Origin of the sequence: Bacillus sp. NEAU-CP5 (assembly GCF_026420705.1) — a bacterium.
Classification (GTDB): Bacteria; Bacillota; Bacilli; order Bacillales; family Bacillaceae; genus Bacillus; species Bacillus velezensis.
In genome coordinates, this window is sequence record NZ_JAPMOV010000003.1 from 1 (window position 1) to 26425 (window position 26425).

Here is a 26425-nt window from a genome sequence, read left to right on the forward strand (position 1 = left end):
TCGTCCATTGCGGAAGATTCCCTACTGCTGCCTCCCGTAGGAGTCTGGGCCGTGTCTCAGTCCCAGTGTGGCCGATCACCCTCTCAGGTCGGCTACGCATCGTCGCCTTGGTGAGCCGTCACCTCACCAACTAGCTAATGCGCCGCGGGTCCATCTGTAAGTGGTAGCCGAAGCCACCTTTTATGTCTGAACCATGCGATTCAGACAACCATCCGGTATTAGCCCCGGTTTCCCGGAGTTATCCCAGTCTTACAGGCAGGTTACCCACGTGTTACTCACCCGTCCGCCGCTAACATCAGGGAGCAAGCTCCCATCTGTCCGCTCGACTTGCATGTATTAGGCACGCCGCCAGCGTTCGTCCTGAGCCAGGATCAAACTCTCCGATAAAGTGTTTGACTGACTACGCACATCGCTGTGCGATTTATTTAAAACTTTGAATTAACAGGTACGTTTTGTCTTGTTTAGTTTTCAAAGATCATTACCGCTTGTTGAAGCAGCTTTATTATCTTACCACTCAGCTTCTTTTATGTCAACAACTTTTTTCGAGTTGTTTCCGAAGCTTTTTGTTGTTGTCTGCTGTTCATCAGCGACGTTTAATAATATAACACCCTTTTGAAAATATGACAATAGTTTTTTTAAAAAATCATTGATTATTTTCTTTCATACTTATTTCAGTTTCTCTTCTATAGAAAGGCAAGCTGTCTTGTGGTTTGGCATATTTTCTTGTATAGTAAGATTGAACTAAATACTTGATGACCACAAGGGGAGCATTAAAGCTGAGAGTGAACGTTTTGTTCTGACCCTTTGAACCTGTTAGTTAACGCTGGCGTAGGGATGTGGCAAAGCCAAATGATTTGCAGTTTATGTAAGCAGCGCGCGGACCTTTTCCCATCCTTCCCCGCGCTGCTTTTTTGTTTATCCTTGATACGGTTGTCTGACCAGGGGGAAAACTATGAATCATTCAACACAGCTTGTGCGCTTAATTGAAATAGCGATTATGACCGGGGCGGCTGTCATTCTGGACATTGTCTCAGGCATGTTTCTCCGGATGCCCCAAGGCGGTTCGGTCTCTATTATGATGATTCCGATTTTTTTGATTTCATTCCGCTGGGGAGTGAAGGCCGGGCTTACGACAGGCTTTTTAACAGGGATTGTCCAGATCGCCATCGGCAATTTGTTTTTGCAGCACCCGGTGCAGCTATTTCTTGATTACATCGCGGCATTTGCAGTCCTCGGTTTCAGCGGCTTGTTAGCTTCCGGTGTACGGGAATCGGCATTGAATAAAAAAAGAGGCGCTTTAACGATGTATGTTATAGGCGGTGTTTTCATCGGCAGTGTGCTGCGCTATGCGGCACATGTGGTCTCCGGAGCTGTCTTTTTCGGAAGCTATGCTCCGAAAGGCACGCCGGTATGGATTTATTCGTCCGTCTATAACGCGACTTATATGATTCCTTCTTTTATCCTTTCGGCCATTGTCCTTATCTTATTATTCATGACTGCGCCGCGGCTTCTTGAAGCTAAGCGGACGAACTGAAACAGCAGGCGGTTTACGCCTGCTGTTTTTTTATTCCGGGCTGTGCAGTTCGTTTGAATCACTCAGTTCTTTTGTAAGTTCATTTATACTTTGTTTTATGTTTCCTTTGCCTGAAAAATTCTCAATAAGCTCTTTTACATTGATTCCGGAAGATGCTTTTAAGCTTTCCTGAAGACCGGCCATTAAATTGGTCGCGTAGCCTGTGACTTTATTGGCCCCGCCGTTTTCACCGCTTCCTCCCGTATCAACGACGGTTATTTTATCAATGTTGGAAAGAGGCGCTGAGACTTGCTTCGCATATTCAGGCAGCATTTTCACAATCATATCAAGGATTGCAGCCTGCCCGTATTTTTCGAATGCTTCGGCGATTTTTTCTTTAGCTTCCGCTTCTGCGAGTCCTTTCAGGCGGATGACTTCCGCTTCGGTTTCCCCTCTGGCCTTTTCAGCCTCCGCTTTAGCAAGACCGTCAATTCTCACGCGTTCCGCTTCCGCCTTGGCCATCGCTTCGATACTGTACTGCTCGGCATCTGCTTCGGCGAGCTGCTTCGCTTTTGCGGCCGCGGCCGCTTGTTCCACCGAGTAACGGTCAGCATCGGCTTTTTTCTTCACTTCAGAGTCATATTGGCGCTCACGGCGCAGAATTTCTTTTTCCTCCAATTCAATCTGCTTTTGCCGCTCAATAATTTTAATTTGCATTTCCTGCTCTGTCACCTGCTGGCGGGCTTTTGCTGTTTCAAGATCATATGCCTGGTCGGCATTGGCTTTTGCTGTATCCTGCTCTCTTCTGTATTCCGCCATTTTCAGCTGATTGATTTTTTCCGCTTCAGCTATTTCCGTCGCCCGCTCCAGCTCTGATTTTTTTGCGTCTTTATCAGCGGCCGCGCGTTTAATCCTCGTCTCTTTATCCGCTTCTGCCGTGGCAATGTCCGCATCCCGCTTGACTTGGGCGATTCTCGGCTTACCTAATGATTCAAGATAGCCGTTTTTATCGCGGACGTCTTTAATCGTAAAAGATACGATCATCAGCCCCATTTTAGCAAGATCCTGAGACGCGACCCGCTGGACTTCCTGAGAAAACTTTTCCCTGTTTTTATAAATCTCTTCAACGGTCATGGAGCCGAGGATGGAGCGCAGATGGCCTTCCAGCACCTCCCGCGCCTCCTGCTCACGGTCTTCCTTAGATTTCCCCAAAAATTGTTCAGCTGCTGTTGCGATTTCACCGATGGAGCCTCCGATTTTAATAATGGCGGTTCCGTCGGCCATTACCGGCACGCCTTGTTCTGTATAGACTTCAGGTGTAGAGACATCAAGTTTGCTTGACAGTAAACTGAGAGGTTCTGCCTGCTGGAATACCGGGAGCACGAACGTTCCCCCGCCCCGGACGATTTTCAGACGATTTCCGCCTTCATCAATGTGAACGTTCTTATTTCCCAAATAACTTCCGGTCACGATAAGAGCTTCGTCCGGCCCCGCCGTCCGGTACTTCGTAATAAATACAGCAATAAGTGCGATGAGTAAAAAGAATACGATTCCGATAACGATGATAATCGGCATAGTCATAACAGTCCCCCCTTAGATATCAGATTGGTTCATGCGGCGTCACAAAAAGCACTCCGTCTTTTACATCAATCACTAATACGGCCGTTCCGTACTTGATCTGTTCTTGATCAAAGCTGACGGCTGATTTAGAAATGGCGCCCCCTATTCCCTCTATGATCACTTCTCCATAGCCGTCTTTCGGGACGGAAGTAATGACCCTGCCGACTCTGCCCTTTAAATCTGTCTCCCGATACGCGAGCGATTCTTCCGCTGATGAAAGCGGGACAAGGACGAAGAAGTGAAGCAGGCTGACCAAAAGAACCGAAAGAACAAATGAAAGCAACGCAATGACAGGACTTGATAGCGGAGCGGCGATTTCGCCGATATAACCTGAGGCTGAAAAGATTGTTAAAAAAGACAGAATCAATGCAGGGTTTAAAAATGAAACAGGAATGGCTTCCGAGAGGCCGTGAAACACATCTTGAAAAAACAGAATCAAAAGCGTGAGACTTCCCGAAATAATCAATGTGTAAAGATAGACCGTTTCAAGCGGCAGATGAAATATGTCCATCTTCTATCCTCCTTTCGGCCGAGGTGTCGGAGTATTACTTTATATACGGATGTAAAGGTGAATGGTTTCAATTTTCTGATAAGGAAGGCTGATTACATGATTATCCAATCCGGATATGATATGTTTACTCTAAAGGAGGAGATAGGATGAGCATTTTTAATGAAGCAAGACAGCAGACCTGGGAAGAACTGAAAGGACTCTCTGATGAGGAATTCAACCGAAAGCCCGCGGCTGATGAGTGGAGCGTGCGGGGAGTCCTTGACCATTTAAAGAAAATTGACGAAACAGCGCAGACCCTTTTATCAAAGCAGGCAAAAGACGCACCGTTAAAAGAAATAGAAGAACAACCGATGGAGTTTATAGAGGACAGAACAAATAAACGGCCGGCTCCGTCACACCTCGAACCTGAGCAAAACCGAATATCAGTCATTGAAGCAAAACAGGAATTAGATACGGCAAGACAGCAGCTGACCGCCGTCATTTCATCATTAAACGAGGAAGACTTAGAACGTGTGCTTCCGCATCCTGTTTTTCAAGAACTGACGATCCGCCAGTGGATTGATTTTATCGGCCATCATGAAAAGCGTCACATTAATCAAATAAAAGAAATCAAACAAAAAATCGAGAAGGTCTGAGTCAGACCTTCTCGATTTTTTTCTTGGCGCGTTTCGGTTCATAAGAATGAATGGTGACCGCATCTCCCGTGCATATATCACCCGGGCGTTCAACAATACAGACAATTCCTCTTCTGCCCATCGCGTGCCTCACAAACGCCGCGGCGAGTTTTGGCTGATCCGGATAAAAGGATTGAATGACTTCTCCCGGCTGAATGCACGGATCATTTTCTCCCTCGCACAACAAAGACGCACCGCTTGGAAATATCATTCTGCTTCCTTCTTTAAGCGGCGTCAGTGCAGAAAAACCGCTGATTGCGATATTAGCGCCGAGCCATTCGGGAAAGATATGAGAAATCCCCATCTTCTCCGCAATGTCATCACATTCCTCCATGGACACGATTGAAATTTGTCTCCGGTTAAAAATTTCTGTTCCTCTTTCATACATCGGCTCACGCGCGCCGGCCTTTTTTGTCAGTCCGAAATGCAGGTCACCGGGGAACCCGCCGTATTCCGCACGAAGCTTGTCCATCTTTTTGGTAACAAATTGTTCGGTATCCGCTATATATACGCCTTCCGTCTTTGCTGTTATGCGTTTCCACATCAGCCACCACCGCCTTTTTCTTGACATTATCCTTAAAAAACCCCGCTCTGTAAAGGAGCGGGGTTCATTTATTATACCGTTTTCGGCGTTAAGTCGAAGCAGCGTTTGTAAATCCAGTTGTATGCTTTCTCATTCAAATCTCTTGGATTTCCGAAAGTTTGCGGATCTTTCATGGCTTCTTTTGATAAACGTTCAATCATGTCCGGAGACACACCTTGTTCTTCTAAACTCGGCACCTCTAAATCTTTCACAAGATCATACATCCAGTTGACGGACGCTTTTGCCGCTTCTTCGGTTGTCATGTTGCTTGTATCGATTCCGAATGCTTTGGCGATGCGGGCGAATTTTTCCGGATAGCCTTTCCAGTTGTATTCCATTACCGGCCCCATCATAGCTGCGACGCATTGTCCGTGAGCGACAGGGATGATGCCGCCGAGCGTCTGGCTCATCGCATGCGCCGCGCCTGCTGATTCACTGCCGTATGAAAGGCCGGCAAGCATCGCCGCCTGCGCCATGCCGTATCTTGCTTCCAAATCCTCTCCGTCCGCAAACGCGCGCTTAATATAATGCGCCGCATATTCAATGGCCATTAAAGCGACGGCATCAGTGATCGGCTGTGCGAATTTCATCGTATAGCACTCGATGGCGTGCGCAAGTGCGTCAATACCTGTCATGGCCGTCACATGCGGAGGCATGGACGTGTGCAGTTCAGGGTCAATGACCGTTAAATGCGCGGCGATAAGCGGTCCGCCCGTATTGAATTTAAATTCTCTTTCCTCATCTGTAATGACCGCCCATTGTGTGACCTCTGAACCTGTTCCCGCAGTCGTCGGGATCGTTGTCAGCGGAGGAATACGGTTTTCCAGCGGCTTTTTGCCTTCCGCGGCTTCATAATCAAGCACGCTTCCTTCGTGTGTCGCTTCTACCCCGATCGCTTTCGCTGTATCCATGGAGCTTCCGCCGCCGACAGCCACAAGGCCGTTGCAGTTTTCTTTTTTATACAGTTCTGATCCTTCGTTTACAAGACGTACAGGCGGGTTCGGCTCCACTTTGTTAAACAGGACGACTTCGATGCCCGCTTCCTGTAAAGATTCAATGACCGGGTTTGCCACTCCCGCGTTATAAATTCCCGGGTCTGTTACGAGCAGTGCTTTTGTGACGCCAAGCTCTCTGACTTCACTTCCCGCGTGCTGAATCGCACCGATTCCGTGTTTAATGACTGTCGGGATTTCGAATGTATGGAATTTATGCATGCTTTCTACTTTCATATTTAATGTCATATTGTATCTCCTCCTCGTTATGCTTGAAACCAGTTCACAGCCGCAGGTTTCGTGTTGCGGTAAATATGTTTGATTTCCGTGTATTCTTCCAGACCGATTTTGCCGAGTTCGCGGCCGAAGCCCGATTGTTTGTACCCGCCCCATGGCGCTTGCGCGAAATACGGGTGGAAATCATTGATCCATACCGTTCCCATCCGCAGTTTGGCGGCTACGCGTTCGCATTTTTCAATATCCTTTGACCATACCGCTCCGGCCAGCCCATAAATGGTATCGTTGGCAAGTCTGATCACTTCTTCTTCAGAAGAAAATGACTCAACTGTTAAAACGGGGCCGAAGATCTCCTCTTGGACTATCCGCATATCAGACTTGCAGTTTGAGAAAATAGTAGGTTCATAGAAGAAACCGTTTTGAAGGGCGGGATCATCAGGACGTTTGCCGCCTGTTTCCAGTTTTGCCCCTTCTTCGATACCGATTTCTACGTATTTTTCGACTTTGGCCCGATGCTCGGCGGAAATCAGCGGACCGCTTTCCGTATCTTCATGAAAACCGTTTCCTAATTTGATGCGTTTCGTGCGCTTGATCAGCTCGGCTAAAAATTCATCATGAATGGCTTCGTCCACCAAAAGACGGGACCCTGCCGAACAAACTTGGCCGGCATGGAAAAACACGGCGTTCAGCGCTTGATCTGCAGCTGTTTCGAGATCTGCATCTTGAAATACGATATTCGGATTTTTGCCGCCAAGCTCCAGGGCAATCTTTTTCACATTGCCGCTTGCCGCCTGCATGATTTTTTTACCTGTTTCAATTCCGCCCGTAAAAGAGACCAAATCGACGTCGAGGTTTCTCGCCAGCTCATCGCCGACAGAAGCGCCCGGCCCCAGCACGAGATTGGCGACCCCTTTCGGAATACCGGCTTCTTCTATTAATTGAAAGACTTTAATGGTTGTCAGCGGAGTAATCTCGCTCGGCTTTAAAACGATCGTGTTTCCGGCCGCAAGAGCGGGAGCGATTTTCCAGCTCGCCTGAAGGAGCGGATAGTTCCACGGCGTAATTTGTCCGCATACGCCAATGGGCTCTCTGACGATTTTACTTACGGAATCAGGAATCGGAGATGAAATGACCTCGCCTCCGTCTTTATCCGCCAAACCGGCATAATATTGAAATACATTTGCGATATCATCCATATCGGCTTTACTTTCTTCAATCGTTTTTCCTGTATCGAGCGATTCCAGCTCAGCTAATTCGTTCAGATCGCGTCTGATTAATTCCGCAATTTTCAGAACAAATTGTCCGCGCTCGAGCCCGGAAAGCACCGGCCACTCCCCTTCATCAAATGCTTTTCTGGCTGCGGCGATGGCTTTCACCGCATCGCCCCGGTCTCCTTCGCATACCGTTGCAATTTCTTCTTGATTAAATGGATTAATGATACGGCGGGTCTGTTTTTTTTCTGCACTGATCCATTCGCCGCCGATATAAAGCGTTTTGCTCATAAGAGTCCTCCTTACCGGAAAGTAAGTTTGTTAAATAAAAATTTAATGTTTTTAACAATATTAATTTAACACATGTTTTTTTGCCTGTCAAAACCAGGTCAGTCCGTTTAGATTTTGACATTTCGTCATGATTCGTTAAGATTAAGAACATAAAGAAATGACTTAACAAATTTAAACTTCAAGTGGAAAAGAGGGACAGTATGGATGAGAATCCAGAATTCGCAGCTATAGAACAAGCCAGGGATCTTGTCATTGATTCCATTGCAGAGACGATGGATCTTTACGGAATCACACGGAGTGTCGGGATTTTATACGGAACAATGTATATGAGGGATGAAATGACGCTTGACGAAATGCGTGAGGAACTGCAGATGAGCAAACCGAGTATGAGCACAGGCGTCAAAAAGCTGCAGGATTTAAATGTGGTCAAAAAAACCTTTCACCGCGGCACACGGAAGCATACGTTTGTAGCGGAAAAAGATTTCTTTACGTTTTTCACGAATTTCTTCCCGCCGAAATGGGATCGTGAAGTTCAGGTGAATTTGTCCGCCATTGAACAGGCTCAGGCGGATTTGCAGTCCGTTTTGCTGGCCGAGGAAGGCAAGGCGGAATTACAGGAAGAAGCGCGGCAGTTATATGATCAGCTTGAAAGCTCGAAAGCTTATTATCATTGGTTGAAGCGGCTCGCCGACTCGGTTCAGAGCGGGGAGATTTTTAAATTTATTCCGATAGAAACGGACGAAAAAAACGCCTGAATCAAAAATCAGGCGTTTTTTTGTCGTGATTTGATTATTTTTGAGAAAATATAGGAACATAACCCCATTTACTTCCATTAAAATTGATGGTAAATTTTTATAGGTATGGTCGTTCTTTTTTAAGAACAATCAGCAAAATTTTTTTAGGGGGATTTATGAAAATGAAACAGAAATTTTTCTCAACTGTCATGGCAAGTTTATTCGGCCTGGTTTTGCTTCTTTCTCTGCCGACAGCGTCATTCGCCGCTGAGTCAGGCTCAACCGTTCACGAGCCGGAAATGTCCACGAAAGCGACTGCTACCTTATTTGCAAAATATACAGGTGCCAGCCAGCAGGAATGGTCATTTTCTGATATCGAATTGACGTACCGTCCGAACACGATCCTGAGCTTAGGCGTTATGGAATTTACCCTTCCTAGCGGATTTGCGGCTACAACAAAAGATACAGTCAACGGACACGCTTTGCGTGAAAGACAGATTCTGAATAACGGCAAAACAGTCAGACTTCCGTTAAACATTGATTTGCTCGGCGCAGCGGAATTTAAGCTTTCTCTTAATAACAAAACATTGCCTGCTGCAGGTACATATAAGTTCCGTGCAGAAAATAAATCATTAAGCATCGGTTCTAAATTCTATGCTGAGGACACAATTGTTGTTCAAAAACGCAGCACACCGCCGACACAGCCTTGCAACTGCAAATAATTGCGAAAAACGGACCGGCACAAGCCCATCGCTTGTCAGCCGGTCTTTTTTTGTGCTGTTTTCTTTCTTCCGGCTCTCGCATTGACAAACCCTTGAAACAGGAGTACATTCTTGTTTGTTGTATTTGGAGTGACGAAAACAGTTTCTTAAGGAGTTATGAGGATTGGGAAAAATCAAAAATAAACAATTTGCCGTCATCGGACTCGGCCGTTTCGGCGGAAGCATCTGTAAAGAGCTTTTTAAAATGGGGCATGAGGTGCTTGCGGTCGATATCAGCGAAGAGCGGGTCAACGCATACTCCTCTTATGCCACGCATGCTGTGCGGGCAAATTCAACGGAAGAAAGCGAGCTTCAGTCGCTCGGCATCAGAAATTTTGAATATGTCATCGTAGCAATCGGCGCCAACATTCAGGCAAGCACGCTGACGACGCTGTTATTGAAGGAGCTGAACATCCCTAATATTTGGGTGAAAGCGCAAAACTATTATCATCACAAAGTGCTTGAAAAGATCGGTGCTGATCGTATTATCCATCCCGAAAAGGATATGGGCGTGCGGATTGCGCAAAGCCTTTCAGATGAAAATGTCTTAAATTACATTGATTTGTCAGATGAATACAGCATCGTGGAGCTTTCAGCCACGAAAAAGCTGCATTTAAAATCCATTCTTGATCTCGGCGTCCGGGCCAGATTCGGCTGCACCATTCTCGCCTTGAAACATAATGGAGACATTCAGCTGTCCCCTTCTCCGGAGACTGTCATTCATGAATGTGACTGTCTTGTGCTGATGGGGCATAAACGTGATATTAAAAGGTTTGAAACTGAAGGAATGTAAAAAAGCCGGCGGGCTGCCGGCTTTTTTTGATGCTTATGTTTCTTCACTTAACTGGACGGCGGTTTGGTCAACCCAGCCGATCAGCTCATCTTTCACTTGAATTTGGTACCAGACGGATTCTCCGTTTTGCTTTTCAGATACGACTTTAATATGCTCGCCGGTAAACTTTTGCGCCGATGCCAGTTTAATAGAATGCCGCTCTTTTGACGGCTTCGACCACACGTCTTCAATGGCGTGGTCTTTGATGGCGCCTTTCATATCAACTGCTTTAAGAGAGGCATTGATTTTGTCATATTCATTCAGGTTATAGGTTTCTATGACATCTTTAATTTTTTCAGCATAGCCGGGGTCTGTGGCGTAGCCGGATTTTTGAAGGGCAGCCGCCGCAGTTTTATAATTGTCCGCTTCAATGACGGGCTTGTACTTCTTTTTATTCCAAGACGTTCCGTTGACAAATAATTTGGCATGATCATCCATTGATTCAAAAAACGTGCTGTATTTACGGAATTTTGCCCGAATCGTTTTTCGTTTTCCTTTTTCAAATTCATCCGTTTTCATCGTGACGTGTTTTCCTTTATAATCACCTTTTACACCGAACAGGTTGCGCGCTTTCCCCGCAAGCTCACTGTTCCCCCAGTCCGATTCGAGAATGGCCTGTGCGAGGGTGATGCTCGGAAGGACATGATATTTCTCATATAAAATTTGAGCATGCCCGGAAAGGCTGTCAATAAAGACCTGCTGCTCGTCCACCTCTTCAGGCGGTTTTTCTTCCGTCACTATGAATTTCGAAAACACCATTGATACCAGAAATAATCCGAATATAAGAGATACAGCAAAAAGGCACCCAAGCACCCTTTTGGTCTTTGCTTTCTTTTTCATATCAACCTTCCTTTAATTCCGGAATCACTAGATTTATAATTTTACTGGTCATTGATGAAAATTTCAATAAAATAGGGAAAAAGACGGAGAAAGAACACATTGTGCAAACAAAAAAGACTCCTCTTTGATTTGAGGAGTCTTTTTTGTTATGCCATGCTCAGCTGAGGGCCGAACAATTCATATTGAACGGAATCAGAGTCAAACCCGAGTGCAAGAATCATGTCTTTCATTTGCGTCATAAACTGCGCTGATCCGCACAAGTAAAATTCAGCATCTTGATTCAGATGAAGCTGCTCCAAGAAGGTTTGATCAATCCTGCCGCTGTAAAAAGGCTTGTCTCCTGAGCGGTCTTGTTCTGCCGGTTCACTGTATACGTAAATGACGTTAATATTCGGATGATTCTCCGCAGCTTGTTCAGCCTCTTTGCGGAACGCGGCGTACTCTCCGTTTTTCGCGGCATGAATAAAAGTAACGGAACGCTCCGGCTGTTTTTCGGCGGCTGTTTTCAGCATGCTCATCATCGGCGTGATTCCGGAACCGGCACTAATAAGAACAACCGGTTTTTCGGCAGAAGACAGCTTGAAATCCCCGGCGGGTGCGCTGACTTCAAGTTTATCTCCCTCTTGAACTTCATTGTGGAGATGAGAAGAAACCGCTCCGTCCTTTTTCACGGAAATCCGATATGCCCCTTTTTGAGAAGCATCAGACAGGCTGTATTGGCGAATGTGCGTATAAGGAGAATCCGCAATCCGCACTTTAATGCTGATATATTGTCCCGCTTCAAATCCAGGAAGCGAAGAGCCGTCACTCGGTTTGATATAAAATGATGTGATATCTTTGCTTTCTTTCGTTTTCTGTATAACCGTAAATTCTTTATACCCCTGCCATCCGGCTTCATTGTACATGTCTTTTTCAATGCCGATGAAAGCCTCCGCGATAACACCGTAAGCTTTTTCCCATGCCTGCATAATCTCAGGAGTTGCGGCATCCTGCAGCACATCCTTAATTGCCAGAAGCAGATACTTTCCGACAATCGGATAATGTTCCGGTTTTACACCGATGCTTGTGTGTTTATGGCCGATCTGTCTGACCGCCGGAATGATTTGTTCTAATTGATCAATATTCGCCGCAGCCGCAATGACTGCATTTGCCAATGCTGCGCGCTGAGTCTGTTTCTTTTGGTTCGTTTGGTTAAACATATTTAACAGTTCGGGATGATCTTGAAACATCAGGTTATAAAAGCGTCCGGTGATGTTTTCTCCATGTGTTTTCAATACGGGTACTGTGCTTTTGATGATGTCTACTGTTCTCTCATCCAGCATGTTAATCCTCAACCCTTCTAAAGATGTATTTTCAATATACCTTTATAGTAAGAGATATTTCGAATAAAAGATATATCGAAAATGAATCTTTAAAAAAGTCGTCACAATATTGTGTTGGATTTGGAATTTATGGATTTCACCTCCTTTTTTATCACCCGGTGAAACAGGGACACATATATTTGGGAATATACGTTTAAAGATGAAAGCGGGGGAGTGCATGGTTTCCGATATCGATTACACGTCTCCGAATACACAGTTCACTTATAATGTGAATGAGAGCCGTTTTTTTACGAAAGATGCTCGGAACTTTATCAATGTATTGGGGATTAAACAGTTAAACACGCTTGAAAATATTTCATTATTAGATATCTTTCTGAGCAATACAAATGTGATTGAACCGCATACCCATCAAAATGCCGCTGAATTGGTGTACTGTATTTCGGGTTCCGCGGTGGTGTCGATGCTGAATCCGTTCACCCAGAAAATACGGAATTATCCGATCTCTTCAGGACAAGTGGCGAATGTTCCGCAGGGGTGGTGGCATTATGAAGTCGCCACTTCAGACAAAACCCACCTTTTGGCCATATTTGACGCCCCTTCGCCTGAAGTGATATACGGCTCGGATATTCTCCGTCTGACGCCGCCTGAGATCATGGCGCATACGTACTGTCTGAATGAGCATGAGTGGGAAAAAGCCGTTTCACCGATCCGGCAATCAACTGTGATAGGTCCCGATAAATACTGCGGTCAGACTGAAAACACGGGTATTCATGATATGAATAAGCCTTATCAGCCAAATACGCATTATCCGAATGACCCGTATCGGCATTATGATACACCGTTATATTGGGGATATTAAACGAAGAGCCAGAGCGGCATTCAGCTCGACAGAAAGAGCCCCTCATTGGAGAGGGGCTCTTGATCATTACGGTCCGGTTCCGCAGCTTACTTTGTACTCGCCTTCGGACGATTTTTTTGAATAACATACGTGCGGCGTCTGTCCGGTTTCATCTTTCCAATTGAACCAATTTACATAATAAAGGTTCCCGGCCTCTCCGCCGCCTTCTTCTTTTTGAAGAATCGCAAAGTAGCTTTGATACGGATATCCTTTTTTATAAATGTCATGCCTGATGGCTCCTTTTTCTGAAGCAGACGTGAAGATGACAGGAGAAAGAGGCGGAAGCGCTGTCAAAAAAAGCGCCAGTGCAGCTGACAGAGATAATATAAGATAGATTTTCTTTTTCATTTTCTCTCTTTCCTTTATTTTGAGTTGTTAGAAATGAAGCAGAATATAGAGGCTGCCGCAGAAGATGAAAAAACAAAAAAACCCTTATAGAATAAGGGTTTAAAGGTATGGAGCCAAGGGGGCTCGAACCCCTGACCTCTACGCTGCCAGTCTGGAGATGAATTTTCTGATACAAACAGACGTTTTATTTTGAAACCTTATTTTATAAGGTTTGCTGACCAGCCTTTCTGATAAAAAATCTTCTGTTTTGGCTAAAAATGAACAAGTTGGTCCCTAATTCGTCCCCATCTGTCCCCAAATAGGATTATAAATTAAAGTTAATTTTCCACTAGACCTGCCATCAAAACGCCCATCACAATCAATAATAATAGTAAAGGTAAACAAAGTGCTAGGATAACAAAAGAAATATACTTAGCAATTCCTTTAGGTGATTTGATTGCTAGAATACTCCCCACGACAATTCCTAGAATTCCAAGTGCCCAATGAATATGAGGCAGAAAGTACAATGTGAATAAAAGGATGATAAGCGACACTATTCCAAAATACTTTATCATTTCTCTCCTTTCTATTTTCCCTCCATTAAATTTGAAAATTGAGCTTATCAATTCTTATATATTTTTAAGATCTAAAAATATAGAGTGCCATATTTTTTTAATATTAGCATAGATTTATCGTTCGAGCTTTATGACGACGGATACATACGCGCGGTTATCTGCGCAGTTCATTACGGGACCACATACGGAAGGAAACTCGTGTCGAGAACTTAAAGGTGGATACATTATTGTATTTGATTCTCTTTTATCCGTTGAGACTTATGAAGTGGGAGATGATCAAATGACTGATTTTGAACGAAAAGTGTACCGGATTATCTTTAACATGATCCAATGATGAATTGAAGAGAAAAACCGGAAAGGATGAACGCGCTAACCGGGAAGCAGTGAAGAACCTCATGAAGCAGCGTATGCTGGAATGGGATAAGAATAAAAACAAGTGGATGTTTTGAAACAATATAATGAAGAAACTAAAAAAGCCTTTTCCGTAGAAAAGGCTTAAGCTGTTCAAGTTTGAAGGCGATCTGAAGCTACTTTGATTGTATCTTGTGCTTGTTTTTCTACTGAGTTCATACCCAACCCACATACTAAAGTCAATGACAGACCCAAAATAATGAAGATGCTTTTTTCATACTGGCACTCTCCTTCTTAGGTTTGATTACGATCAGACGAAACTTGATATGATCCATTAAATGAAACAGACGATGCCGTTAGACCGGCCCCTGACATTAAAACGACAGCCGATACAATGATAAATACGCCCTTTCTAAAATTCATACAGGCATTCTCCCCTCTGAATTTGTTTTTGCGTTTGAATCATTTTTTGATGATAAAAATAAGATTTGTCATATTGCTTTGACTCTGCATAAACAGCAGCCGTATCAAGAGCAATATCTTCTACATACGAATAGTTTTTATTTTTCTCAAGGTAATCAATTGTTTTTTTGATTCCCATTTGGTCTATTGCATTAATATATAAAGCCTCCAAATATTTTTGCAGAGATTCAAACAGCTTATCTCCTTGAAATATCGCTGATGAAAGTCCCTTTTTGCTGATTTGAATCGCCTCGCTTGTTTTCCCTTGTTTAAATAGAAGCTTTGCGTATGTAAACAAGGAATGCGGAAGGTTACCCAATTTATACTTTTCAGATATCTCCGCTGCTTTTTTTAAGTAGATTTCAGCTTTACTGTATTCTTCTAGGTCTCCGTAATTCTTTCCTATGTTGTAATAAGCAGAACTGAGCAGCCTTTCATTATTGTTTACTTGTTTCGACAACTCTAAAGCTTTTTCTAAATGCGGCAAACTTTTTTCAAAGCGTTTAAAGTCAACATAATTCCCTGATATGACAAATAGACATTGAATTTTCCGGACCTTATATAACTCATACTGATCGTAAATATCGAGCGCTTGCTTTACGTGATGCATAGAGACGTGACTTTGTTTCATACCGTAATATGCTTCAGCCAGTTTAAAATGAAACTCCGCTCTCTCAATTTCATCATGCACATGAACGAGTTGTTTTTCAGCCTCTCTATAAAAGCCGATCGCCTTTACATACTGCTTTTGATCAAATTCATACATGCCGCGGAAAAATAAAGAATAATAGCACAGCAGGCCGGAAATTCCTTTATTTGATGCTTCGATTTTTTCTAGTAGCTCATCAATTGTCGGTCTCACACGGGTAGTCACCGGTTCTAAATAATCCAGCATGAGCTGATGGCGGAATTTCATGAGGGTGTAGTAAATCAGTAGATACTCGTCTTCTTCCATCTCATTGATTTCTTGTTCCACTTCCGCTTTCAAAATCTCCGCATCCGGAACACTGAACTGACGTATCATTTTGTACCATTCATTAATCTTAACGCCAACCTCCGATGATGGTAAAACAGAACTCACAAGGCCACTCCTCCTTTTATATAATATTCTAACATTTCCAAATTATGTTTGAACGAAAAAAAACCGCAATTTGTTTGCGGTATAATTTATTACGCTTATATTTTTTGCGCATCCCCGTCTGTTTGCGGCTTCAATAGTATAGTAAGAGTTATACCAGATACCAAAGTCAGAATATACCCGCTCAAGATAGTGTAAGGCGCAATTTCGTTTATGAGAGATTTTGAGAAGATGAAATATAGAACAAAAAAGATAACTGCCGCACCACTTAAAACATAAAATGCTTTTTTGTTTTTAACAGTTAAGCGTTTCGATTGTGTTACCTTTTTGAACAGCAAAGGGCTTCCGGTGTAAATGCCGAAGAAAAACGTAACAATAATAGACCACAAAAAGCCAACAATCGAAAAGTAATCTTCATGAAAAATGCCATCAAAAGACCATCTGCTTAAAAAGATAAAACCGAGCAAATAAACAAATGACAATATAACCTTGACCAATTATATCTCCCTCCCCTTCATTCAATATACACCCGCAAAATGGTTGTTTAAATGGGTAAATGCCATCATTTACTTTCACACCGTAATTATCATAACAAGACCTAATTTCCTGCAAATTTCACATTATTTGTTACTTTAGTCATGTTTACCAAAATTAAACAATGCGTTACCATGGAAAACGAATACTTAAAGGAGGAGATAGAATGAAAAAATTTGTCGTTGGTATTTTATTCACCCTAGCTTTGAGTTTTTCATCCCTGTTCAGTCTTCATGCAAATGCTGCCGAAAAGGTGGACAAGGAATCCGATTTGATTATTGATAAGGCGACCTTTCACGAGGTAACGAAACAGCAAAAATTGAGAACCCTTTCATCTGAGAAAATCCCGACTGTAAAAGAAGTGAACAAGGCTTTAAACAGTATGCATGTCAGCAAAGATCATCCGTACCAAGAAATTGATCTTGGCAATGGTTTCACTGTGGAAATGGGCGTAAGTACAGATATGGGAATGGAGAAGATAAAAGCACAAGCCATTCAGAATAAAACAGCAAGTGGCTATTACGCTGTAAAATTAGTGGGGCTAAAATTATATGATATTCGAGTAAGTGACAACTATTCATACGAATATGGAAAGAAAATAACAAAGTGGGAGAACCCACCGAGTGCCTCCGCTTCGGGTTTCACTGGCTGGACAGGCAAAATCACTTCCAAAAAAATTGCAAACATTGACAAAACGGCCAAGGATGCAATCGCTAATTCTGATTACACGTTTGTAAAGTACGGCGGTAACCGTCACGGCCATATGGAATTACGATTCACAGCAACAGGAAACTGGTACACACATCACGTTTCTATTAAATAAAAAAAAGCCCGCCTTTTTAACAGGTGGGCTTTTACTGATCATACGGCCGATACTTCTTCCGATCTGCCTCTAATTCTTTTTTAAATGCTTATACATGTTCCAGCAAGAACAAAGCCACCGTTCCCACCTTCTTGATCGCCTTGAGCCGGCCGCTGCTGACAAGCTGGCTTACGCGCTGCCAGCTAACAGAAAGCAGCTCGGCAACTTCAGCAACCGTCAAAACTTCATCCTGGATAAACCTAATTTTTTCACTTTCTTTCATGTCTGCTTTCTCTCCACATCATAAAAAATCCTTTTAACAAAAATCAAAAAATTTTTTGTAGTGTGAATTTTTTCTTGTAATGCAATAATCCTTTTATATACAATAAGAAGAACCTACTAAAATACTGAGGGGCTATACGATGTTTACAGAACAAATTGAAAATACGAATGATAGACAAGGAAATCCGGAGCGACCAGCACGAAGCTCGGAGAGAACACCACGAAGATCAAAGAAAAAGCAACAAAATTCAAAAGGAAAGCAACAAGACTCAAAGAAAAATGTCATTGAATATCCTAGTTCTGAAGTTTTACTCAATACAGTAACCAGAGAATATGATGCTGAGGCTAACAGAAAAAGAGATATTGAAACCAGAGCAGGTGTCCTAATCGCACTTTTAGGGGCATTGATTGGGTTTTATGCTACAGCGCTGGATTTTTCTTTTTTCAAAAAAGCACACACACCAATTGAGATGCTGTTTTTTGCAATAATTTCTCTATTGTATATCTTTCCTGCTGTTATGCAATTAATTGCTTTTAAGCATCTAATTAATGTGTTAAAAACATATAGTTATTCTTCAATTGGTTTAGGTGGCTTTAATATTCAGAATGCCGAACGTCCTAAAGATGCCCTTCAACTTCGCCTTTCACAATCATACAAGGCAGTTGTTGAACTAAATAGTAAGGCTAATGATATTAAAGCTAATCTATATAAAAAGGGGATAGATAAGATTTTCATATCAATAATTGGTATTGTAATAGTTTACTTTATAAAACAAGTTCTATTATTAACTTTATAGAAGGAAGGGAGGCTACACAGATGGCAGATAAGGATAGTTGGTGGAAAGATACAGCAAAAGATCAAAAAACTGATGACAAAGATATGGGTTTTGAACCAAGACGAATTCAAAACGATGTTAATGAACTTAAAGGCTTCGATCCGCGATATATAGAATACGACCAAGTACGAAATATTAGCAATATCAAAAGAAGAAATAAATAACCCTCTCTAATTAAGAGAGGGTTATTTACCCTGTCCCCTACTTTATATTTGATTTGTGAACCTAAATGAAATATTAATTAGATTATAAAAATGATAAATACTAAGAAAGTGACGGAATTATTGTGTTTACGTTGTTTATCTTATCATTACTTACTTACTTATTGTTCTTTATGATAATAAAGCAAAATCGAGAGAAAAAGCAAAGGGAATTAGAGGACCGGTTACAAAGAGAATTAGAAGCCCGATTGAGTAGAGCAGGTATTAAAGAAATTGACAAAATGGCTGGGCGAGAGTTTGAACAATATCTGGAACACCTTTTTAGGAATCTTGGTTATAATGTAGAGCTTACTCCATCTTCTAATGATTTTGGGGCAGACCTCATAGTAGAAGGAAACAATCGTATTGTTATTCAAGCTAAGCGATACAAGAATAAAGTCGGTGTTAAATCTGTTCAAGAAATTAATTCAGCAAAAACATACTATGAAGCAGACGAAGCTTGGGTTATAACCAACAATACCTATACAACACAAGCAATTAAGCTTGCAAACTCAACAAACACAAAGCTAATTGACCGCTATGACTTAGTTAAACTGATTTTAAAAACTAAGGACGCTTCTTCCCAATAAATAATTAAGAGCAGGCATTTCCTGCTCTTTTTTTAATTCAACTTCTCCTTAAGTTTTGCTTTTGTCTTCGACCCGTAAATCCCATCAGCAGACAAGCCGTACATGGACTGGAACCGTTTTACCGCGTTTGCTGTTTTCGCGCCATATGCGCCATCAATCCCGAAATTCTTTGCGGTCTTATCGGGTAATAATGAAGAGCCGCCAGCGCTGTCTGAATCTGTTTTACGGCCTCCCCTCGGGTCAATGGGCTTGTGACTTTAAAAATACCCGCAGGCAGGCTGAATTTTGATTTTTGAGTGGTTTTAGGCTTTGAGGCTGTTGCCTTCTTTTTTCCGCCGCTTTTCAGCTCGTTATCTTACAAACGGTAGTTTGTGGCTTGGCGATACGACAGCCAGAGCATCTGACACAGCAGAATTCACAATCAGAAAAATTCAAATAAGAGAAGGAGACGTCCGGAGAGAATTTGCTCTAAGCCCATATGATACTCAGCTGATTGATGGCTCTGTTACATCTTCCATAATTCAAGATGTAACCATAACAAGTGCGAAAGTAGCTGAAGCGGCAATCGGGACAGCGGCTACCAGGTCAACGCAACATAATCTCTAAATTCAACGAAAGATCGCTGATCCATCGCATTAAGAATCGCCCGCATTTCGTCAGGTGAAAGGATGTTTATCGGACTCTCCGGGTTCGTGATTAACGTAACCTCTTCGAATGGGTTATCGTCCGCATACGCCTCTTTAATCGCGAAACGAAAAAACGTCCGTATGGTCTTAATATAATCGTTAACTGACCGCGGAGATAACCCTTGCGTCTTATGTTCGTCCAATTTGAAATTATGGCCGTCGAACTTTATTTTATCGTTAATCAGCCACGATACGAACCCGCGCGCAAAGTCAACGTCAATATGACGTATGTCCGCAGACACTCCGATCTCCTCAGCATAATCCGACAAATACCGACAAGCACGCATGTACTTATCGATCTTTTCCTGAACGACATTCTCAGCGCGCTTGGCATCGCACAGTCTATCGAATATGTATTCGACATCATACGTACCTTTTCGCGTTGTCTTTACCGAGGCCCTTCCGGCCTTCACACGCTTACCTTTTCAATCTTCTGAATGCATAAAAAAACGCCTCCCATTTCGTATGGAAGACGATTGAAAAACGGTGCGCCACGCTGTCTGAATCGGAAGCGCTACGCTGTTTTAGTCACCGGGTAAGTCACCGTTTAGTCAACGTTGATATACCGCGGTTTCATTCGGGTATGGAGCCAAGGGGGCTCGAACCCCTGACCTCTACGCTGCCAGCGTAGCGCTCTCCCAGCTGAGCTATGGCCCCGTGCTGTAACGTCATGTTTTATTATAGACGAGTCTTCTATGAATTTCAAGCAAAAAATTCAGTTTGCTCATATTTTCCTGAGACGTTTTTCGAACATAAAAAGAAGACCCTCCGGGGGCCTCTTCGTTTATCGCACGAGCATGATTAAAATGATGCCGAGGATGACACGGTAAATGGCGAACGGGACAAGCTTAATCCGGTTAATGAGCCGAAGAAAAAACTTGACGACTAAGAGGGCGACGACAAAGGCGCAGATAAAGCCGACAAGAAAAAACGGAATCATGTCATAAGAAAGACTGCTCCAGTATTTCACCAGCTTCAGAAGGCTTGCGCCCGCCATAATCGGAATAGCCATAATAAATGTGAAGTCTGCGGCTGCCCGGTGATTCAAGCCGACAATGACACCTCCGGCAATCGTTGAGCCTGAGCGGGAAAATCCCGGCCATAAGGCGAGACACTGGAATAATCCGACACAGAAAGCCTGTTTGTAGGTGATTCTGTCCACCGTATCGATCGTTTCTTTCCTTTTATTGATCCAGTCCGCTATAAGCATAAGCACGGCTCCGGCAATTAATCCGTAAGCGACCGTTCTGACGGAGAATAAATAGCGGTCAATGAAATCCTCAAATAAAAAGCCGAGCACCGCCGCCGGAACAAGACCGACGGCGATTTGCGCGATGGTCAGCCTGTATCCCTTCTGCTGATCGCGCGTGACGTTTTTTTTGAGGCCGAGTAAATGTAATATCCGATCCTTAAACACAATGGCCACCGCCAGAATCGAACCGAGCTGAATCACCACTTTGAAGGAATTGGCGGCTTCCGGATTCATCAGGCTTCCGGATTTCAGCCAGATGTCATCCGCTATGATCATATGTCCCGTGGAAGAAACCGGCGCGTATTCCGTCAGCCCTTCCACGATTCCTAAAACGGCTGCTGTGAACATCTCCCATAGTGTCATCCCATTCTTCCCTTCATTCATCATTTACAAAAGAGAAGCTCTCCTCTGAAGGAAAGCCTGTCTTATAATAATATCATGTCCGTTCCGATTTTATGACTTCGATACAGCATCATTTTTTTCTTCTTCATATAAATGCGAACGCATTTTGAACCAATCAAATAGATGGGTCGTGACCACTTTGATGACCGCATACCCCGGGATGGCTAAAATAATGCCGACAACCCCGAACAGCTTTCCGGCAGTTAAAAGAACAAAGATGATGGTAATCGGGTGAATGTGAAGATTTTTCCCCATGATCTGCGGAGAAATTAATTTTCCTTCCACGAGCTGGACAACGGTCCAGACAATCGCAAGCTTCAGCAGCATAAGGGGCGAAGTGACCAACGCGATAATAATCGCCGGCGTGATAGCAATGGTCGGCCCTAAATACGGAACAACGCTCGTACAAGCGGCAATGACCGCAAGCAGTGACGCATAATCAAGTCCGATAATCAGATAGCCGATAAATAATAAAAACCCGATGCAGAAGCTGACGATGACCTGTCCTCTAATATAGGAGCTTAATCTGTGGTTCATTTCACTAAGCATCGTATACGTTTGTTCTTTCAGACGGGTGGGCACAAACTTTAAGATATAGATTGGCAGTTTTTTGCCGTCTTTCAGCAAATAGAACAGAATAAACGGCACGGTCACAATTGAAATAATTACTTCCGTCAGCGCGCCGATAAAATTCCCGACCCCGGTAAATGTGCTGTTTGCAATTGTCGCCGCCTGCGCCGATACTTTATTAGCAAGATCGGAAATGTTGATATTCATCGTCTTTTGCGCCTGATTTACAAAATCGCTTCCGATCAGGCTTTTCGTCTGATCTTCAACAATATCCACATATTTCGGCAGATTGTCGATCAGGCTCATGATCTGTTCCTTTAAAAACGGAATAATTGAAACGACCGTAATCGTAATCAGCCCTATAATAATGAGGTAAAGGAGCAGGATGGAATAGACTCTTTTCACTCTTATTTTTTCCAATATATCTACGATCGGATTAAGCAGATAATAAACGATTCCTGTCAAAATGACGGGGAGCGCAATCGTTTTAAGCAGGACGATAATGGGTGTGAAAATAAATGATGTCTTCATAAAGACAAGGATATTGAGACCGATGAGCAGCAATACAAGCAAAAACAAGACAAATTTATTGTCTAAGAAAAACTGTTTAAATCTGCCGCCCCATGTTTGCAATGTTTCCACTATTGTTCCTCCATCATATGTATTTTACTTAAATTGTACACTATCGTTCCTGTAATGAAAAATAATAACCGGTCTCTATGGGAATTTTTCCTATCCCTTTAGCTGCCAGCCTTTTTTCCATTTATGTTTCTCAGAAAAAAAGCTATAATGTAAGCCAATACATAGAAGGAGCGATAGCAATGATTCGATTTGCAACAGTCGGAACGAATTGGATTACAGAACGATTTCTGGAGGCGGCTTCTGCTATTGATGATTTTCAATTAACGGCGGTTTATTCCAGAACTGAGGAACGCGCGGCGGAATTCGCCGGCAAACACGGCGCTTCTCGTTATTTCACCAGCCTGAAAGAAATGGCGGAAAGCGAAGCCTATGACGCGGTGTATCTCGCCAGCCCGAATGCATTTCACAAAGAGCAGGCGGTCCTTTTTATGGAACACGGCAAGCATGTACTGTGCGAAAAACCGTTTGCGTCTAACGCAAGGGAAACGGATGAAATGATTCACGCAGCCAAAACGAACGGCGTTCTCTTGATGGAAGCCATGAAAACAACGTTCCTGCCGAACTTCAGCATGCTTCAAAACCACTTACATAAAATCGGAACCGTCAGGAGATTCACGGCAAGCTACTGCCAATATTCATCACGATATGATGCATATAAAAACGGTACGGTGCTAAACGCGTTTAAGCCTGAATTATCGAACGGTTCGTTAATGGACATCGGCGTGTACTGCATTTATCCGGCCGTCGTCCTGTTCGGCAAACCGAAAAACGTCATTGCGACCGGTCATAAACTAGCATCCGGCGTTGACGGCGAAGGCACGGTCATTCTGTCATACGACGGATTTGAAGCGGTGCTGATGCATTCGAAAATCTCAAATTCGTTTGCCCCGGCGGAAATTCAGGGTGAAGACGGCACGATCGTGCTGGACAGCATTCACGGACCGGAACGGGCGGAAATCCGCTATCGTGACGGACGGACGGAAGACATTTCAGTCCCTGATCTGAAACCGTCGATGTACTACGAAACGGCTGAATTCATCAATCTTCTTCGAAACGGACAGCGGGAGTCTTCCGAAAATACATTTGAACGTTCTTTCATTACGGCAAGCATTATGGAGGAAGCGAGAAAACAAATCGGAATTGTCTTTCCCGCCGATCAAAACTAAAAACATCCGCCCGGATTCGGGCGGATGTTTTTTATTTGGACGCTAACAGGTCAGCAAACGCTTTTGCATACTGCGGAAGGTCGGGCGGGCGACGGCTTGATACAATGTGGCCGTCAGTTACGACTGCTTCATCCAGCCACTGTGCCCCTGCATTTGTCATGTCGTCTTTGATGCCGGGCGTGCTCGTTACTTTTTTTCCTGCGAGAATTCCGGCAGATATGAGCACCCAGCCCGCATGACAGATCTGGCCGATCGGCTTTTTCTGCTCGTTCATCGTACGGATGATGTCCAAAACTTCGGGATATCTTCGCAGTTTGTCAGGAGCCCAGCCGCCAGGCACGAGCACGGCGTCATACTCCTGAATAATCAGGCTCTTAAAATCGTAATCCGCCGTCGCGGGCACGCCGTATTTTCCTTTGTATGAACGGCCCGCTTCTTCTCCTATTAAATGAACGATCGCGCCTTCCTCTCTCAGACGGTAGACGGGATACCAAAGCTCTAAGTCTTCAAAATCGTCACTGACAAGCGCTATGACTTTTTTGCCTTCTAATCTCATCACTGCCACTCCCTTCTTTTATACTAGTGTATCGCTTTTTTCAGATGAGGAAAAGAAACAGCTCGCTACAGCTGTTCTTCGTCTTCAGACTGAATCGTAAATTTCCGTGTGACCTGCTGCAGTTCTTCAGCCATATGCGCAAGCGTTTCGGCGGATGAACTGATTTCTTCCATGGATGCCAGCTGCTCTTCAGCTGAGGCGGCGATGTCTTGAATGCCGGCGGATCCTTCTTTGGCGACTGAGGTAATGTCCTCCACCGCGTTTGTCACATTTTGCGACCCGGCTGCAAGTTTCTCAAGCGTTCCGTTCATATGCTGCAAGGCGCCTGAAATCTGAGTCGTCATTTCTGAGATTTTTTTGAAGCTTTCGGCCGTTTGATCCGTAATATCGAGGCCTTCCTTCACATCTTGATTCACCGCTTGGAATACGGAAAGCGATGTGGCGATTTCTTTGACGATTTCCTGAATCAGCGTTTCGATTTCCTTCGCGGAGCCGGCTGATTGTACGGCAAGCTTTCTCACTTCTTCCGCAACGACGGAGAAGCCCCGCCCGTATTCGCCTGCTCTGGCTGCTTCAATGGCAGCGTTTAAGGCAAGCAGATTTGTTTGATCGGCAATGCCGTTAATGACATTGAGAATGCTCTTAATGTCGTGCGACTTTGTTTCCAGCCCTTTTACGACCGCTTCCGCCTGCTGTACGGAACGATCAATTGTTTTCATCTGGTCTACCGTTTTCGCCACTAATTCTTCTCCGCTTCCGGCCGTTTCAGAGGTTTGGATGGCGGATTCAGTGATTTCCGCCGATACATTCGCCGTCTCGGCAATGCCCGAATTCATTTGGGAAAGGTGATCAGCACTTTCTTCCAATTTCTCGCTTTGTGATTCGTTTCCGTTTGAGAATTGTTCAATCGCCAGTGTAATATGCTCTGTCGCCTTGCTTGTCTGTCCGGCGGATGCCGTCAGCTCTTCGGATGAAGAAGCGACATGTTCGACGGATGATTGGATGACGCCGATGACAGACCGGAGTGATGCCGACATCTCATTGAAGCTTTGGCTGAGCTGCCCGAATTCATTTTTTGATTTGATGTCAATGACTGCCGTTAAATCGCCGTCACTGATTTTAGCTGATGTCGAGACAAGTTTTTTGAGCGGTTTTGCAATCGAGCGAATGATAAAAAAGATTAAAACCCCGCCGACGATAAGAGAAACCGCCAGAATGATCAGCGCCATTTTCATGACAGGCGAGGCTGCGTCATGGATCTCACTGACAAAAAATGTGCCGGCGATTTTCCAGCCCGTCAGTTTGTTTGTCGTGAAGGCCATTTTCTTCTGCTGTCCTTCAAACATGTATTCAAACGATCCGCTTGATTTGGAAAACACTTCTTTCGTCCACTCTCCGGAGCCTTCCGTTCCCGCTTTTATAGTCGGATGGGCGATGTATTTTTTATCTCCCGTTGTAATGAAGGCAAATCCTTTATGACCGATCTGGACGCGTTCGGAAGCGTTCAGAAGATCGCCCAGATTAATATCAAGCGCCACAACACCTGATCCGTCTTTTGTCTGCTGGGCAATCGTAACGACCGTCTGTCCGGTTGCAGCGTCTTTATAAGGCTCGGTAAACACCGGCTGTCCGCTTTTTTCAACCGCTTTTGTATACCACTCGCGCGTGAGCGGATTATAATCGGACGGCATATCAACGGACGGATATTTCACGAACGCTTTGTCGCGAGACGCGGCGTAAATTGACGCGACATCGTCATTTACGGTGACATACTGCTTCATATTTTCAAGCAGTACCGATTTATTTTTCGTATTCAATTTTTCCTTAGTGATTGATTCGCTGTAGTAGTCAATCGCTTTCAGCTTGCCTTCGAGCATGTTTTCCAGCACGCTGTTCAGTTCGCTGACATTTCCCTGGGCGCTGTGGGTCAGTTCGCTTTCTAATGTACTCCCCGCCGTTTGGTAGCTGAAGTAGGCGAGTATGCCGACCGGAAGCACCAATACGGCTAAAAATGCCGCGATCAGCGGCTTGCTGATGGATGGCTGTTTGATCCAATGTATCAGTTGTTTCATTTTTTCAGTCTCCTTCTTTGAAA

27 protein-coding genes, 1 tRNA gene, 1 rRNA gene, 1 pseudogene and 1 riboswitch are annotated in these 26425 nt (G+C 43.9%); of the genes and pseudogenes, 11 read left to right on the plus strand and 19 right to left on the minus strand.

Annotation, left to right across the window (positions count from 1 at the left end; genetic code table 11):
* Positions 1–387, minus strand: a 16S ribosomal RNA gene (locus OTK50_RS10015); the annotation flags it as partial.
* 364 nt (positions 388–751) lie between these two features.
* Positions 752–852, plus strand: a riboswitch (TPP riboswitch).
* Between the two features lie 100 nt (positions 853–952).
* On the opposite strand from OTK50_RS10015, the gene thiT reads away from it, so the two are divergent.
* On the plus strand, positions 953–1534 hold the full coding sequence (gene thiT / locus OTK50_RS10020) for an energy-coupled thiamine transporter ThiT (RefSeq protein ID WP_224223759.1): 582 nt from the start codon (positions 953–955) through the stop codon (positions 1532–1534).
* 30 nt (positions 1535–1564) lie between these two features.
* Here thiT and OTK50_RS10025 read toward each other — a convergent pair whose 3' ends face one another.
* On the minus strand, positions 1565–3094 hold the full coding sequence (locus OTK50_RS10025; protein ID WP_224223760.1) for a flotillin family protein: 1530 nt from the start codon (positions 3092–3094) through the stop codon (positions 1565–1567).
* Positions 3095–3113: 19 nt separating this feature from the next.
* Positions 3114–3644 (minus strand): NfeD family protein, encoded by a 531-nt coding sequence (locus OTK50_RS10030; protein WP_032876878.1) that lies wholly within the window; start codon positions 3642–3644, stop codon positions 3114–3116.
* Positions 3645–3790: 146 nt separating this feature from the next.
* Here OTK50_RS10030 and OTK50_RS10035 point away from each other — a divergent pair, with 146 nt between their 5' ends.
* Positions 3791–4279 (plus strand): DinB family protein, encoded by a 489-nt coding sequence (locus OTK50_RS10035; protein WP_224223761.1) that lies wholly within the window; start codon positions 3791–3793, stop codon positions 4277–4279.
* A gap of 1 nt (position 4280) precedes the next feature.
* Here the strand turns inward: OTK50_RS10035 and OTK50_RS10040 are convergent, their stop codons facing one another.
* The 3 genes from OTK50_RS10040 to betB all read right to left on the minus strand — a co-directional run bounded on the left by OTK50_RS10040 (position 4281) and on the right by betB (position 7632).
* Complete coding sequence (locus OTK50_RS10040) at positions 4281–4862, minus strand: MOSC domain-containing protein (RefSeq protein ID WP_003152182.1); 582 nt, start codon at positions 4860–4862, stop codon at positions 4281–4283.
* Between the two features lie 71 nt (positions 4863–4933).
* Positions 4934–6142 carry a choline dehydrogenase gene (gene gbsB / locus OTK50_RS10045; RefSeq protein ID WP_224223762.1) on the minus strand — a complete coding sequence of 403 codons (1209 nt, stop codon included), beginning with the start codon at positions 6140–6142 and terminating at the stop codon, positions 4934–4936.
* Between the two features lie 17 nt (positions 6143–6159).
* The gene (gene betB, locus OTK50_RS10050; RefSeq protein WP_224223763.1) at positions 6160–7632 is read right to left on the minus strand and encodes a betaine-aldehyde dehydrogenase; all 1473 of its coding nucleotides are present in this window, start codon (positions 7630–7632) and stop codon (positions 6160–6162) included.
* A gap of 200 nt (positions 7633–7832) precedes the next feature.
* Between betB and cudC the strand changes: the two genes are divergently transcribed.
* From cudC to OTK50_RS10065, 3 genes are all read left to right on the plus strand, one after another.
* Positions 7833–8387, plus strand: a complete 555-nt coding sequence (gene cudC / locus OTK50_RS10055) for a choline uptake/conversion transcriptional regulator CudC (protein ID WP_224223764.1) — start codon at positions 7833–7835, stop codon at positions 8385–8387.
* A 161-nt stretch (positions 8388–8548) separates the two neighbouring features.
* Positions 8549–9088, plus strand: a complete 540-nt coding sequence (gene bslA, locus OTK50_RS10060) for a biofilm surface layer hydrophobin BslA (protein ID WP_015240450.1) — start codon at positions 8549–8551, stop codon at positions 9086–9088.
* Between the two features lie 163 nt (positions 9089–9251).
* The gene (locus OTK50_RS10065; protein ID WP_007613331.1) at positions 9252–9920 is read left to right on the plus strand and encodes a potassium channel family protein; all 669 of its coding nucleotides are present in this window, start codon (positions 9252–9254) and stop codon (positions 9918–9920) included.
* A gap of 33 nt (positions 9921–9953) precedes the next feature.
* Here the strand turns inward: OTK50_RS10065 and OTK50_RS10070 are convergent, their stop codons facing one another.
* Both OTK50_RS10070 and hmpA read right to left on the minus strand, forming a co-directional pair.
* Positions 9954–10799: a glucosaminidase domain-containing protein gene (locus OTK50_RS10070; RefSeq protein WP_007613332.1), complete on the minus strand. Its 846-nt coding sequence runs from the start codon at positions 10797–10799 to the stop codon at positions 9954–9956.
* A gap of 146 nt (positions 10800–10945) precedes the next feature.
* Positions 10946–12121, minus strand: a complete 1176-nt coding sequence (hmpA, locus tag OTK50_RS10075) for an NO-inducible flavohemoprotein (RefSeq protein WP_224223765.1) — start codon at positions 12119–12121, stop codon at positions 10946–10948.
* 217 nt (positions 12122–12338) lie between these two features.
* On the opposite strand from hmpA, the gene OTK50_RS10080 reads away from it, so the two are divergent.
* Positions 12339–12980, plus strand: coding sequence for a cupin domain-containing protein (locus OTK50_RS10080; RefSeq protein WP_038464235.1), 642 nt, complete (start codon positions 12339–12341; stop codon positions 12978–12980).
* Between the two features lie 66 nt (positions 12981–13046).
* On the opposite strand, the gene OTK50_RS10085 is transcribed toward OTK50_RS10080, so the two are convergent.
* From OTK50_RS10085 to OTK50_RS10095, 3 genes are all read right to left on the minus strand, one after another.
* Positions 13047–13367 (minus strand): hypothetical protein, encoded by a 321-nt coding sequence (locus tag OTK50_RS10085; protein WP_044801725.1) that lies wholly within the window; start codon positions 13365–13367, stop codon positions 13047–13049.
* 1317 nt (positions 13368–14684) lie between these two features.
* The gene (locus tag OTK50_RS10090) at positions 14685–15815 is read right to left on the minus strand and encodes a Rap family tetratricopeptide repeat protein (protein ID WP_224223766.1); all 1131 of its coding nucleotides are present in this window, start codon (positions 15813–15815) and stop codon (positions 14685–14687) included.
* A gap of 95 nt (positions 15816–15910) precedes the next feature.
* A complete protein-coding gene (locus tag OTK50_RS10095; protein ID WP_140957632.1) occupies positions 15911–16309 on the minus strand; it encodes a hypothetical protein in 399 nt (132 codons plus the stop codon).
* Between the two features lie 203 nt (positions 16310–16512).
* On the opposite strand from OTK50_RS10095, the gene OTK50_RS10100 reads away from it, so the two are divergent.
* Entirely contained in the window at positions 16513–17169 is a 657-nt protein-coding gene (locus OTK50_RS10100) for a hypothetical protein (protein WP_136803779.1), read from the plus strand.
* 88 nt (positions 17170–17257) lie between these two features.
* On the opposite strand, the gene OTK50_RS10105 is transcribed toward OTK50_RS10100, so the two are convergent.
* On the minus strand, positions 17258–17431 hold the full coding sequence (locus tag OTK50_RS10105) for a helix-turn-helix domain-containing protein (RefSeq protein WP_140957634.1): 174 nt from the start codon (positions 17429–17431) through the stop codon (positions 17258–17260).
* A gap of 139 nt (positions 17432–17570) precedes the next feature.
* On the opposite strand from OTK50_RS10105, the gene OTK50_RS10110 reads away from it, so the two are divergent.
* The 3 genes from OTK50_RS10110 (at position 17571) to OTK50_RS10120 (ending at position 19056) form a co-directional block, all read left to right on the plus strand.
* Entirely contained in the window at positions 17571–18227 is a 657-nt protein-coding gene (locus tag OTK50_RS10110) for a hypothetical protein (RefSeq protein ID WP_224223767.1), read from the plus strand.
* 20 nt (positions 18228–18247) lie between these two features.
* The gene (locus tag OTK50_RS10115; protein WP_061581473.1) at positions 18248–18430 is read left to right on the plus strand and encodes a hypothetical protein; all 183 of its coding nucleotides are present in this window, start codon (positions 18248–18250) and stop codon (positions 18428–18430) included.
* A gap of 122 nt (positions 18431–18552) precedes the next feature.
* Positions 18553–19056 (plus strand): restriction endonuclease, encoded by a 504-nt coding sequence (locus OTK50_RS10120; RefSeq protein WP_224223768.1) that lies wholly within the window; start codon positions 18553–18555, stop codon positions 19054–19056.
* Positions 19057–19088: 32 nt separating this feature from the next.
* On the opposite strand, the pseudogene OTK50_RS10125 reads toward OTK50_RS10120, so the two are convergent.
* The 5 genes and pseudogenes from OTK50_RS10125 to OTK50_RS10145 all read right to left on the minus strand — a co-directional run.
* A pseudogene (locus tag OTK50_RS10125) lies at positions 19089–19411 on the minus strand (peptidoglycan-binding domain-containing protein); the annotation flags it as partial.
* Between the two features lie 222 nt (positions 19412–19633).
* Positions 19634–20155, minus strand: a complete 522-nt coding sequence (locus OTK50_RS10130) for a tyrosine-type recombinase/integrase (RefSeq protein WP_266121859.1) — start codon at positions 20153–20155, stop codon at positions 19634–19636.
* A 171-nt stretch (positions 20156–20326) separates the two neighbouring features.
* Positions 20327–20399, minus strand: a tRNA-Ala gene (locus OTK50_RS10135).
* A 127-nt stretch (positions 20400–20526) separates the two neighbouring features.
* Positions 20527–21357 carry an undecaprenyl-diphosphate phosphatase gene (locus OTK50_RS10140; RefSeq protein WP_007613337.1) on the minus strand — a complete coding sequence of 277 codons (831 nt, stop codon included), beginning with the start codon at positions 21355–21357 and terminating at the stop codon, positions 20527–20529.
* Positions 21358–21447: 90 nt separating this feature from the next.
* Entirely contained in the window at positions 21448–22608 is a 1161-nt protein-coding gene (locus OTK50_RS10145; RefSeq protein WP_007613339.1) for an AI-2E family transporter, read from the minus strand.
* A gap of 179 nt (positions 22609–22787) precedes the next feature.
* Between OTK50_RS10145 and OTK50_RS10150 the strand changes: the two genes are divergently transcribed.
* Positions 22788–23774 carry a Gfo/Idh/MocA family protein gene (locus tag OTK50_RS10150; RefSeq protein ID WP_044801726.1) on the plus strand — a complete coding sequence of 329 codons (987 nt, stop codon included), beginning with the start codon at positions 22788–22790 and terminating at the stop codon, positions 23772–23774.
* Positions 23775–23805: 31 nt separating this feature from the next.
* Here OTK50_RS10150 and OTK50_RS10155 read toward each other — a convergent pair whose 3' ends face one another.
* Positions 23806–24330, minus strand: a complete 525-nt coding sequence (locus tag OTK50_RS10155) for a type 1 glutamine amidotransferase domain-containing protein (RefSeq protein WP_003152143.1) — start codon at positions 24328–24330, stop codon at positions 23806–23808.
* Positions 24331–24395: 65 nt separating this feature from the next.
* Positions 24396–26402, minus strand: a complete 2007-nt coding sequence (locus tag OTK50_RS10160) for a methyl-accepting chemotaxis protein (RefSeq protein ID WP_224223769.1) — start codon at positions 26400–26402, stop codon at positions 24396–24398.
* Positions 26403–26425: the final 23 nt, after the last annotated feature.